The organism is uncultured Streptococcus sp., assembly GCF_963518475.1.
Lineage (GTDB): Bacteria > Bacillota > Bacilli > Lactobacillales > Streptococcaceae > Streptococcus.
On sequence record NZ_CAUQJA010000032.1, the window covers coordinates 1 to 12,322 of the forward strand.

The 12,322-nt window shown below is 44.0% G+C and carries 10 protein-coding genes; 9 read left to right on the top strand and 1 reads right to left on the bottom strand.

The annotated features are described in order from the left end of the window. The first annotated feature begins 23 nt into the window (after positions 1 to 23). From RYK12_RS09535 to RYK12_RS09575, 9 genes are all read left to right on the top strand, one after another. Positions 24 to 2,420 (top strand): primosomal protein N', encoded by a 2,397-nt coding sequence (locus RYK12_RS09535; protein ID WP_314848712.1) that lies wholly within the window; start codon positions 24 to 26, stop codon positions 2,418 to 2,420. Positions 2,421 to 2,432: 12 nt separating this feature from the next. Further along, positions 2,433 to 3,368: a methionyl-tRNA formyltransferase gene (gene fmt / locus RYK12_RS09540; RefSeq protein ID WP_314848714.1), complete on the top strand. Its 936-nt coding sequence runs from the start codon at positions 2,433 to 2,435 to the stop codon at positions 3,366 to 3,368. Beyond that, on the top strand, positions 3,361 to 4,674 hold the full coding sequence (gene rsmB / locus RYK12_RS09545; protein WP_314848716.1) for a 16S rRNA (cytosine(967)-C(5))-methyltransferase RsmB: 1,314 nt from the start codon (positions 3,361 to 3,363) through the stop codon (positions 4,672 to 4,674). The genes fmt and rsmB overlap by 8 nt, the downstream gene beginning before the upstream one ends. Positions 4,675 to 4,688: 14 nt before the next feature. Continuing rightward, positions 4,689 to 5,429 (top strand): Stp1/IreP family PP2C-type Ser/Thr phosphatase, encoded by a 741-nt coding sequence (locus tag RYK12_RS09550; RefSeq protein ID WP_000406255.1) that lies wholly within the window; start codon positions 4,689 to 4,691, stop codon positions 5,427 to 5,429. Beyond that, a complete protein-coding gene (pknB, locus tag RYK12_RS09555; protein ID WP_314848719.1) occupies positions 5,426 to 7,327 on the top strand; it encodes a Stk1 family PASTA domain-containing Ser/Thr kinase in 1,902 nt (633 codons plus the stop codon). Before RYK12_RS09550 ends, pknB begins: the two co-directional genes overlap by 4 nt. A gap of 88 nt (positions 7,328 to 7,415) precedes the next feature. Further along, positions 7,416 to 8,174 carry a threonine/serine exporter family protein gene (locus RYK12_RS09560; RefSeq protein ID WP_084886739.1) on the top strand — a complete coding sequence of 253 codons (759 nt, stop codon included), beginning with the start codon at positions 7,416 to 7,418 and terminating at the stop codon, positions 8,172 to 8,174. Between the two features lies 1 nt (position 8,175). Then, positions 8,176 to 8,625: a threonine/serine exporter family protein gene (locus RYK12_RS09565; protein ID WP_033686494.1), complete on the top strand. Its 450-nt coding sequence runs from the start codon at positions 8,176 to 8,178 to the stop codon at positions 8,623 to 8,625. Positions 8,626 to 8,738: 113 nt separating this feature from the next. Continuing rightward, positions 8,739 to 9,911 carry a hydroxymethylglutaryl-CoA synthase gene (locus tag RYK12_RS09570; RefSeq protein WP_314848724.1) on the top strand — a complete coding sequence of 391 codons (1,173 nt, stop codon included), beginning with the start codon at positions 8,739 to 8,741 and terminating at the stop codon, positions 9,909 to 9,911. Beyond that, positions 9,911 to 11,185 (top strand): hydroxymethylglutaryl-CoA reductase, degradative, encoded by a 1,275-nt coding sequence (locus RYK12_RS09575; protein ID WP_314848722.1) that lies wholly within the window; start codon positions 9,911 to 9,913, stop codon positions 11,183 to 11,185. Before RYK12_RS09570 ends, RYK12_RS09575 begins: the two co-directional genes overlap by 1 nt. 142 nt (positions 11,186 to 11,327) lie before the next feature. On the opposite strand, the gene RYK12_RS09580 is transcribed toward RYK12_RS09575, so the two are convergent. Next, positions 11,328 to 12,293 carry a LacI family DNA-binding transcriptional regulator gene (locus tag RYK12_RS09580; protein WP_261014921.1) on the bottom strand — a complete coding sequence of 322 codons (966 nt, stop codon included), beginning with the start codon at positions 12,291 to 12,293 and terminating at the stop codon, positions 11,328 to 11,330. Between the last annotated feature and the right edge of the window lie 29 nt (positions 12,294 to 12,322).

Here is a 12,322-nt window from a genome sequence, read left to right on the forward strand (position 1 = left end):
ACTGACAAGGAGGAGGTGAGAAGATGGCCATAGCCAAGATTATCGTAGATGTGCCTTTGATGCAGACGGACCAGCCCTATAGTTACAGGATTCCTAAGGAATTTGAGGGAATGCTAGAAGTTGGGATGCGGGTTCATGTGCCTTTTGGTAAGGGTAATCGCCTGATTCAAGGGATTGTTCTTGATTTGGATTCTCAATCAGCTGAAGAAGAGATAGAGCAAGATTTAAAAGATATTGTCGAGGTGTTGGATTTTTCTCCTGTTCTCACGCAAGAACAACTCTGGCTGGCTGAGGAGTTACGCAAATCTGTCTTCTCCTACAAAATCTCTATCCTCAAGGCTATGTTACCGGGATTTCTAAACTCCAGCTATGACAAGATTCTCTATCCTCTGGAAGGCCTAAGTCATGAAGACCGAGAGCGCTTGTTTGATTCAGAAGATTCACTTGCCTTTTCTTCTCTAGATTTAGGTAAGCAAGCTGAAATGATGCGATTGACTAGAAAAGGCTTGCTTGGGCTAGAATATCAGGCAATTGATCAAAAGAAGGTCAAGACCCAGTCTTGGTATGAGGTAGACCTTGTTCAGTTAGAAGGTGTAGAGATTTCTGCACGTGCCAAGAAAAAGTTGGAATTGAGAGACTATCTGCTGTCTCATCCTGAGAGCGCTTCTTTGGCTAGTTTGTTAGAGTCCTACTCGCGGGAGCAAGTCAACTTCTTTGTGGAACAAGGTGCTGTTACCATAGTCCAAAAAGAAGTCCAACGCTCGGCTGCTTATTTTGAAGGAATTGAAGCAAGTCAGCCTTTGGAGTTGAATCCAGAGCAAAGACAGGCGCGTGATGCGGTTGTGAGTGCGATTGGCAGTCATCAACCTCCCTTTCTCCTTCAAGGGATTACAGGAAGTGGGAAGACAGAGGTTTATTTACAAATAATCCAAGGAGCCCTGGATAAGGGGAAAACAGCCATCTTGTTAGTGCCTGAGATTTCCTTGACTCCTCAGATGACGGAGCGTTTTATTGCTCGCTTTGGTGAGAAAGTGGCCATCCTTCACTCAGGCTTGTCTAATGGTGAAAAGTATGATGAATGGCGCAAGGTGGAACGCGGCGATGCCCAAGTTGTGGTTGGCGCCAGATCGGCCATCTTTGCTCCGCTGAAAAATCTAGGTGTTATGATTATCGATGAGGAGCACGAAGCGACTTATAAGCAAGACAGTAATCCCCGCTACCATGCTAGAGAGGTGGCTATTTTACGGGCTCAGTACAATCAAGCTGCCCTGGTACTTGGTTCAGCAACTCCTAGTTTGGAAAGCCGTGCGCGGGCTGGAAAAGGCGTTTATCAACATTTACGTCTGACCCAACGCGCCAATCCTTTAGCTAGGATCCCTGAGGTTCAAGTGATTGACTTTCGAGACTATATCGGACAGAATGAGACATCAAACTTTACACCTCCTTTGCTAGAAGCCATCCAAGACCGTGTGGCTAAAAAAGAGCAGGTGGTTCTCATGCTCAATCGTCGTGGTTATTCTAGCTTTGTCATGTGTCGAGAGTGTGGGACGGTGGATACTTGTCCTAACTGTGACATTTCCTTGACCTTGCACATGGATACTAAGACCATGAACTGCCATTATTGTGGTTTTTCTAAGGACATTCCTCAGGTCTGTCCTAACTGTAAGAGCCGAAGTATTCGTTACTATGGGACGGGAACTCAGAAGGCTTATGACGAGCTGGCAGAACTCTTTCCCCAGGCTCGCATTCTGCGCATGGATGTGGATACGACTCGCAAGAAAGGAAGTCATCAAGCTCTACTTGACCAGTTTGGGCGAGGGGAAGCAGATATTTTACTAGGTACTCAGATGATTGCCAAGGGATTGGATTTTCCCAATGTAACTCTAGTCGGAGTTCTAAATGCGGATACGGCCTTGAATTTACCTGATTTCCGTTCTTCTGAGAGAACCTTCCAGCTCTTGACTCAGGTTGCTGGACGAGCTGGACGTGCCGAAAAAGCAGGTCAGGTCTTGATCCAGTCTTATAATCCGCAGCACTATGCTATTCGATTTGCCAAGGATCAGGATTACGAAGGCTTTTATGCCTATGAAATGGGTATTAGACGACAACTAGGCTATCCACCTTACTATTTCACCATTGGCATTACCCTTTCTCATAAGAAAGAAGAAGAGGTTGTCAAACGTGCCTATGAAGTCATGAACATTTTGCGATCAGGCTTGTCAGAGACCAGTCACATTCTGGGGCCAACGCCCAAACCCATTGCCCGTACCCACAACCTCTATCATTACCAGATTTTAATTAAATACCGTTTAGAAGATGAGCTGGGGCCGACCCTCAATCAGGTCTTGGCCTTGACTCAAGAACGGGAAAATAGTGAGCTCCGTCTCAGCATTGACCATGAGCCACAGCAATTTTTATAAGAAGGAGAAGATATGACAAAACTAATCTTTATGGGGACCCTCGACTTTTCAGCAACAGTCTTAAAAGGACTTTTGACAGATGACCGTTACGAGATTCTAGCCGTTGTGACCCAGCCAGACCGTGCTGTCGGACGTAAAAAAGTGATCCAGGAAACCCCAGTTAAACAAGCTGCCAAAGAGGCAGGACTTCCTATCTACCAACCTGAAAAATTATCTGGAAGTCCAGAGATGGAAGATCTTATGAAGTTAGGAGCAGATGGAATTGTGACTGCTGCTTTTGGCCAGTTTCTCCCAAGTAAACTCCTTGATAGCATGGACTTTGCGGTCAATGTTCACGCTTCCCTCCTTCCAAAACACCGTGGTGGAGCGCCAATCCATTATGCCTTGATTCAAGGGGATGAGGAAGCTGGTGTAACCATCATGGAAATGGTTAAGGAAATGGATGCAGGAGATATGATTTCTCGTCGCAGTATTCCTATCACAGATGAGGACAATGTTGGTACCTTATTTGAGAAATTAGCGCTTGTTGGTCGTGATTTGCTTTTGGATACTTTACCTGCCTATATTGCTGGGGAAATCAAACCTGAACCACAGGATCCAAGTCAGGTTACTTTCTCGCCAAATATAAAACCCGAAGAAGAAAAACTGGACTGGAATAAAAGCAATCGTCAACTTTTCAACCAAATCCGTGGGATGAACCCCTGGCCTGTTGCCCATACTTTCCTTAAGGGTGACCGCTTTAAGATTTATGAAGCCCTACCAGTAGAAGGCCAGGGAAATCCAGGTGAGATCCTCTCTATTGGTAAGAAAGAATTGATTGTCGCAACGGCTGAAGGAGCTTTGTCTCTCAAACAAGTTCAGCCTGCTGGTAAGCCTAAGATGGACATTGCTTCCTTCCTCAACGGTGTTGGACGCACATTGACTGTAGGAGAACGATTTGGTGACTAAAGTAGAAACAGCTAGAAGTCTAGCTCTAGCAGTGCTAGAGGATGTTTTTGTCAATCAAGCATACTCAAACATTGCCTTAAATAAGCATCTCAAGGGAAGCCAACTTTCAGCAGCAGACAAGGGCTTAGTGACCGAGCTAGTCTATGGAACGGTAGCACGTAAACTGACTCTGGAATGGTACCTATCCCACTTTATCGAAGACAGAGACCGGTTAGACAGTTGGATCTATGTCCTTCTTCTCATGAGTGCCTACCAACTCCGCTATTTGGACAAGATTCCAGATCATGCTGTGGTCAATGAAGCAGTGGAATTGGCCAAAGTCCGTAAAAAGGGCAGTGAAAAATTGGTCAACGCCGTCCTTCGCCGTATCTTGCGTGAAGGCTGGCCAGATATTGCTAGCATCAAGCGAAAAAACAAGCGTAATTCCATTGCCTATTCTCTCCCGGTTTGGCTAGTTTCCAAGCTCAAGGAAGAATACGGTGAAGAGCGAGCACAGACTATTTTTGAAAGTCTTTTGGTGCGAAACAAGGCCAGCATCCGAGTGACTGATTTAAGTCGAAAAGAGGAAATCCAAGCCTTGTTGGAGGCTAGTGATTCATCCTTGTCTCCTTCTGGTCTTGTTAAGGAGCAGGGGAATTTTGCAGGACATGATTTGTTTGTGGAGGGAGCTATTACCATTCAAGACGAGTCCAGTCAGCTTGTTGCTCCGACGCTTGATTTACAAGGTGATGAGCAGGTTCTAGATGCCTGTGCGGCTCCGGGTGGAAAAACAGCCCATATAGCCTCTTATCTCACGACAGGTCAGGTTACTGCTCTGGACTTGTATGACCACAAGTTGGACTTAATCCAAGAAAATGCCCAACGTCTGGGTGTGGCGGATCGGGTTCAAACGCAAAAATTGGATGCCAGAAAGGTACATGAGCTTTTTGGTCAGGATTCATTTGATAAGATTTTGGTAGATGCTCCCTGTTCAGGAATTGGTCTTCTGCGACGCAAACCAGACATTAAATACAATAAAGAAACGGCAGATTTCGCTTCCTTGCAGGAAATTCAGCTAGAAATATTAGGTAGTGTTTGTCAAACACTACGCAAAGGTGGTATAATAACTTATAGTACCTGTACTATTGTCTCAGAGGAGAACTTTCAAGTCGTACAGGCATTTTTAGAAAGTCATCCTGAATTTGAGCAGGTAACACTAGAACATGAATGTAAGGATATCATGAAAGACGGCTGTATCCTCATTACACCTGAATTGTATGGAAGTGATGGATTCTTCATCAGTCAATTTCGCAAGATATCGGATTAGGAAGGAACTAACACATGGAAATTTCATTATTAACAGATGTTGGTCAGAAACGAACAAATAACCAAGACTATGTCAACCACTATGTCAATAGAGCTGGACGTACTATGATTATCCTAGCTGATGGTATGGGAGGTCATCGCGCAGGGAATATCGCTAGTGAAATGGCGGTAACAGACCTAGGTGTAGCTTGGGTAGATACTCAAATCGATACAGTTAATGAAGTACGTGAATGGTTTGCTAACAACCTTGAGATTGAAAATCAAAAGATTAACCAATTGGGACAAGATGAAGCTTATAAAGGAATGGGAACAACCCTCGAGGCTGTTGCTATTATTGGCAATCAGGCTATCTATGCTCACATTGGGGATTCTCGTATCGGTTTGATTCGTGGAGAAGAATACCACCAGTTAACAAGCGACCATTCTTTGGTCAATGAATTGCTCAAGGCTGGTCAATTGACACCTGAAGAAGCAGCTAGCCACCCACAGAAAAATATTATTACCCAGTCAATTGGTCAAAAAGACGAAATTCAGCCTGATTTTGGAATGATTACCCTTGCGACAGGAGATTATCTCCTACTTAATAGCGACGGATTAACCAACATGATTTCAGGCAGTGAGATTTGTGATATTGTAACCAGTGATATTCCTTTGGCAGATAAAACAGCGACGCTCGTGCGTTTTGCTAACAATGCAGGAGGTTTAGACAATATTACGGTTGCCCTTGTTTCTATGAACGAGGAGGATGAAGAATGATCCAAATCGGCAAGATTTTTGCCGGGCGGTATCGGATTATCAAACAAATTGGTCGAGGAGGCATGGCAGATGTATACTTGGCCAAGGATTTGATTCTAGACGGGGAAGAAGTGGCAGTAAAGGTCCTGAGGACCAACTACCAAACAGATCCCATTGCAGTGGCTCGTTTTCAGCGTGAAGCGAGAGCTATGGCAGATCTGGACCATCCTCATATCGTTCGGATTACAGATATTGGTGAGGAAGACGGTCAACAGTACTTAGCTATGGAGTACGTAGCAGGACTTGACCTCAAACGCTATATCAAGGAACACCATCCTCTTTCAAATGAAGAAGCGGTCCGAATCATGGGACAAATCCTCTTGGCTATGCGCTTAGCCCATACTAGAGGCATTGTTCACCGCGATTTGAAACCTCAAAATATCCTCTTGACACCAGATGGGACTGCCAAAGTCACAGATTTTGGGATTGCGGTAGCCTTTGCTGAGACGAGTCTGACTCAGACCAACTCTATGCTGGGCTCGGTTCATTACTTGTCACCAGAGCAGGCGCGTGGTTCTAAAGCGACTGTACAGAGTGATATCTATGCCATGGGGATCATCTTTTATGAGATGTTGACAGGACATATCCCTTACGATGGGGATAGTGCAGTGACCATCGCCCTCCAGCATTTCCAGAAACCATTGCCATCGGTTATAGCTGAGAATCCATCTGTGCCTCAGGCTTTAGAGAATGTTGTCATCAAGGCAACTGCCAAGAAATTGACAGATCGTTATCAGTCAGTTGCAGAGATGTATGTGGACTTGTCTAGTAGTTTGTCTTATAATCGTCGCAATGAGCCTAAATTGGTGTTTAATGATACCACTAAGGCTGACACCAAGACTCTTCCTAAAGTTCCACAAAGTACCTTGACTTCGATTCCTAAGGTGCAAACACAAAGTCCAAAGCCACAGACTGCGAAGCCGAGTCAGCAGGCTTCAGAGGACAATTACGCAACCAAGCCTGTTAAGAAACGGAAATTTAGAGTTCGCTATATGATTTTGTTGGCCAGCATTGTATTGGTGGCAGCTTCTCTTATTTGGATACTATCCAGAACTCCTGCAACAATTGCCATTCCAAATGTGGCAGGTCAGACAGTGGCGGAAGCCAAGGAAACCCTCAAGAAAGCCAATTTTGAGATTGGCGAGGAGAAATCAGAGGCTAGTGAAAAGGTGGAAGAAGGGCGGATTATCCGTACAGATCCTGACGCTGGAACTGGTCGAAAAGAAGGAACGAAAATCAATTTGGTTGTCTCATCAGGCAAGCAATCTTTCCAATTGAGCAATTATATCGGCCGTAAATCGACCGATGTTATCGCAGAGCTCAAGCAGAAGAAGGTACCTGAAAATCTCATCAAGATAGAGGAAGAAGAATCAAGCGAGAGTGAAGAAGGAACAGTTCTTAGACAGAGCCCGTCTGCTGGAACAACTTATGATTTGAGTAAGGCCTCAACAATTACTTTAACTATTGCTAAGAAAGTAACAAGTGTTGTCATGCCAAGTTATACAGGTTCCAGTCTTGAATTTACTAAAAATAATCTCGTTCAAATTGTCGGTATTAAAGAAGCCAACATTGAAGTTGTAGAAGTTACCACAGCTCCTTCCGGAACTACTGAAGGTACCGTCGTTGAACAGAGTCCAAGAGCAGGTGAAAAGGTTGATTTGACTAAGACGCGTGTCAAGATTTCAATCTACAAACCAAAAACACCGCCGTCAACGTCATCATCAGCACCAGCCCAACGTGGAAACCAAGGTTCTACTACAACACCAAGTCAGGGGAACCAACAAGGAAATCAACGAGGGAATGCACCTGCTACTACTCAATCAAGTAGTGAAGGAAACCACGAAAATTCTCGTAATTAAACGAATCTTTGTCATGATTTCATGGCAAAGATTTTTTTTGACTCCAGATTTGTGATAGAATAGAAGGAGTTGATAAAAGGAGGAACGCATGGAAGAATCAAGAGAATTAAATGCCGTCATTGATGTGATTATGTTAGCTGGAACCATTCTTCTCAAAAGTGGCTCAGAAATTCATCGTGTAGAAGATACCATGATTCGTATTGCGCATTCGCAGGGGATTGTGGATTGCAATGTTCTTGCCATGCCTGCCGCTATCTTTTTCTCCATTGAAAATACCAATATTTCGCGAATGAAACGCGTGACTTCCTCTTCTTATAACATCGAAAAAGTCTGCGATGTGAACCAGATTTCTCGTCAGTTGGTAGGAGGAAATCTTGATTTAGAGACGGCCTTCAAGCAATTGACGGCCTTGCAAGCCCAACCCCTTCCTTATACTAAGTTGAAGGTAACTCTGGCTGCGACCTTTAGTGCTCCTTTCTTTTCAATTATGTTTAGTGGAAATATCTACGACGCACTTGGGGCAGGAGTGGCTACCTTATTTGGTTTTGCCTTTTCCCTCTATGTGGAGAAGTTTATCCGAATTCCTTTTGTGACAGCCTTTGCTGGAGCCTTCGTCTTTGGGATGATAGCCCAGTTTTGGACTCGCTACACAGGCTTTCCTTCAACGGCAGACTTGATTATAGCTGGTGCGGTCATGCCTTTTGTTCCAGGAATTGCCTTGACCAATGCGGTTCGGGATATTATGACTAACCACATAAACTCTGGTATGAGTAAGATGTTTGAATCCCTGCTCATTACCCTTGCTTTAGGGGCGGGAACTTCTGTCGCCTTGGTATTGATGAACTAATATGACACTAACAACCTTTTTATTACAAGCAGTAGCAAGTCTTCTTGCTATTATCACTTTTTTAATCGTACTCAATGTGCAACGCTCTATGCTCTTACCTGGAGGGATTTTAGGCATGGCTGTCTGGCTAATCTATCTCTTGCTCAAGGAACCGACCAATGTTATTGTGGCTACTTTTATTGCAGCTATTATCGGTTCTTGTGTCAGCCAGATTTTAAGTATTCTTTATAAGACACCTGCTGTGGTCTTTATCTTGGCTATCTTGGCACCTCTGGTTCCGGGTTATCTCTCCTATCGGACAACTGCCTTTTTTGTGACGGGAGATTACAGTCATGCCATTGCTAGTGCAACCTTGGTTGTTATGCTGGCTTTGGTGATTTCCATTGGCATGGCTAGCGGAACAGTGATTCTTAGACTTTATTCCTACTTAAGAAAGCAGCATAATGGTTAGAATAATAAGCGACTTGATTTGGTGAATCAAGTCTTTTTTCTCTCTTTTACTGCTATTTGTGATAAAATAGTATAGAACGATTTTTTACAATGAATGATAAAACAGAGGTAAATATGACAATCGGTATTGATAAGATTGGTTTTGCGACCAGTCAATATGTCTTGAAATTACAAGACTTAGCAGAAGCGAGGGGAATTGACCCTGAAAAATTAAGCAAAGGACTCTTGCTCAAGGAATTGAGTATTGCGCCCTTAACTGAGGATATCGTGACCTTGGCGGCCAGTGCAAGTGATTCTATTTTAACTGAGCAAGAGAGACAAGAAATTGACATGGTTATTGTAGCTACTGAGTCAGGAATTGACCAAAGTAAAGCTGCAGCCGTCTTTGTGCATGGTTTGCTGGGCATCCAGCCCTTTGCTCGTAGTTTCGAGATTAAAGAAGCCTGCTATGGAGCGACAGCGGCCCTTCATTATGCCAAATTGCATGTGGAAAATTCTCCAGAGTCCAAGGTATTGGTCATTGCTAGTGATATTGCCAAGTACGGTATTGAAACTCCAGGAGAACCAACTCAGGGTGCTGGCAGTGTGGCCATGTTGATTACACAAAATCCACGCATTATGGCCTTTAATAATGACAATGTAGCTCAAACCCGTGATATCATGGATTTTTGGCGTCCAAATTACTCAACAACCCCTTATGTAAATGGTGTCTATTCTACCCAACAATATCTAGATAGTTTGAAAACGACTTGGCTTGAATACCAAAAACGCTACCAGCTTACCTTAGATGATTTTGCGGCTGTTTGCTTCCACTTGCCTTATCCTAAATTAGCGCTAAAAGGCTTGAAAAAAATCATGGATAAGAACTTGCCTCAAGAGAAAAAAGACCTCTTGCAAAAGCATTTTGACCAGTCTATTCTCTACAGTCAAAAGGTGGGGAATATCTATACAGGTTCACTTTTCCTTGGACTTTTGTCTCTCTTGGAAAATACAGATAGCTTGAAGGCTGGCGATAAAATTGCCCTTTATAGTTACGGAAGTGGTGCTGTGGCTGAGTTCTTTAGTGGTGAATTAGTTGAAGGATATGAAGCTTATTTGGATAAAGACCGCTTGAACAAGCTCAACCAACGAACTGCCCTGTCTGTTGCAGACTATGAAAAAGTCTTCTTTGAGGAAGTAGAGTTAGATGAAACAAATTCTGCCCAGTTTGCTGGCTATGAAAATCAAGATTTTGCCTTGGTTGAAATTGTGGACCACCAACGCCGTTATAGCAAGGTTGAAAAATAATGAAGATAAGTTGGAATGGATTTTCTAAAAAATCATACCAAGAGCGCCTCGAGCTGTTAAAAGCTCAGGCGCTCCTTAGTCCTGAGAGACAAGCGAGTCTGGAGCAGGATGAACAGATGAGTGTGACTGTGGCAGACCAGCTGAGTGAGAATGTGGTGGGAACTTTTTCTCTGCCTTATTCGCTGGTCCCAGAAGTTCTCGTTAACGGTCAGGAATACACAGTTCCCTATGTGACAGAAGAACCGTCCGTGGTTGCTGCGGCCAGTTATGCAAGTAAAATCATCAAGCGTGCAGGTGGCTTTACTGCTCAAGTCCATGAGCGTCAGATGATTGGTCAGGTAGCCCTTTATCAAGTTGCTAATCCTGAACAAGCGCAAGAGAAAATTGCCAGCAAGAAAGCCGAACTCTTGGAACTTGCCAATCAAGCCTATCCTTCTATCGTTAAACGTGGAGGTGGGGCGCGTGATTTGCATGTAGAACAGATAAAAGGCGAAACAGACTTTCTCGTTGTTTATCTCCATGTTGATACCCAAGAAGCCATGGGAGCCAATATGCTCAACACCATGCTAGAAGCCTTGAAACCAGTCTTAGAAGAACTCAGTCAGGGACAGAGTCTCATGGGAATCCTGTCCAACTACGCGACCGATTCTCTAGTGACTGCAAGTTGTCGTATCGCCTTTCGCTACTTGAGTCGCCAAAAGGATCAAGGACGAGAAATTGCGGAGAAGATAGCCTTGGCTAGTCAGTTTGCGCAGGCTGATCCTTACCGAGCTGCTACTCATAATAAAGGGATTTTTAATGGTATAGATGCCATTTTGATTGCCACTGGTAATGACTGGCGTGCCATCGAAGCCGGGGCCCATGCCTTTGCCAGTCGAGATGGACATTACCAAGGTCTTAGTCAATGGACGCTGAACCTTGAAAGAGAAGAATTGGTCGGTGAGATGACCCTGCCCATGCCTGTAGCGACTAAGGGTGGCTCTATCGGTCTCAACCCTCGTGTAGCCCTCAGTCATGAATTACTGGGAAATCCTTCTGCCAAAGAATTAGCTCAGATTATCGTGTCTATCGGTCTCGCCCAAAACTTTGCAGCCCTGAAAGCCTTGGTGAGTACAGGAATCCAACAAGGTCACATGAAGTTGCAGGCCAAATCCTTAGCACTCCTAGCAGGTGCTAGTGAGTCTGAAGTTGCTCCCCTAGTCGAGCGCCTCATCGCAGATAAAACCTTTAACTTAGAGACTGCTCAGCGTTATCTAGAAAACTTAAGATCATAAAAAAACTCAGACCGATCGGTCTGAGTTTTCTTGTGCTTATACTCTTCGAAAATCAAATTCAAACCACGTCAGCTTCGCCTTACCGTACTCAAGTACAGCCTGCGGCTAGTTTCCTAGTTTGCTCTTTGATTTTCATTGAGTATTAAATACTTTTTCCAGGTAATAGAGTAACTGGTAAAAAGTAACCAGTTGTCGCGACTTCCTTACCTGCGATCTTCTGCAAGAGGAGGTCAACAGTGAGGCAGGCAATTTCTTCCATAGGTTGCTTCACAGTCGTCAAATGAGGATAGTAATTCTCGATAAAGTAGGTCCCATCATAGCCAATGACTTTAAGCTCTTCTGGGACAGAAATGCCCAGTTCCTGAGCAATTTTAATGACTAGAATAGCAGTCAAATCATCCGAAGCAAAGATGGCATCTGGCTTTTGTCGAGTTAAGATATTCTTGATTTCCATTTCTTTTCTGACAGGAGAAAAGTCACTGGAAACATTGATAATAGGAGCTTTGGGGAGTACAGAAGCAAAACCAGCGTGGCGTAGTCCAGTTGGCGAATTAGAATTGTCATTCCCTGTAATCATGATGATAGACTGGGCGCCTGTCTTAACCAAGGTCTGGGCAGCAAGGACCCCACCAGCATAGTTGTCAGAGGAGACGACAGGAATATCTGGAGACAGGTTTCGGTCAAAGGAAATAATTGGCGCTGTCACGCGATTGTAGTCTTCGATTCCCAAGTTGTGACTACCCGAAATGATGCCGTCCACCTGATTGGCTTCCAACATTTCGATGTATTCGCGTTCCTTTTCAGAATCGTGCTCACTGTTGCAGATGATGGTCTTATAACCATTTTTGAAGAGTTGGTGTTCCAGTTTATCAATTAATTCTGCATAGAAAACATTGGAAATATTGGGAAAAATCAAGCCGATTAACTTAGCTGACTTTCCTTGCAGACTACGAGCCAGATTATTGGGTTTATAGCCCAATTCTCGCATGGCTTCATTTACCTTTTGAATGGTTTTCTCAGAGAGATAGCCTTTTTTATTGATAACCCGAGAAACGGTAGTAGGGCTGACACCTGCAAGTTTTGCGACATCAGTTAGTTTTGCGACCATAATCTAATTCATAGTAAGTTCCAGTTGGG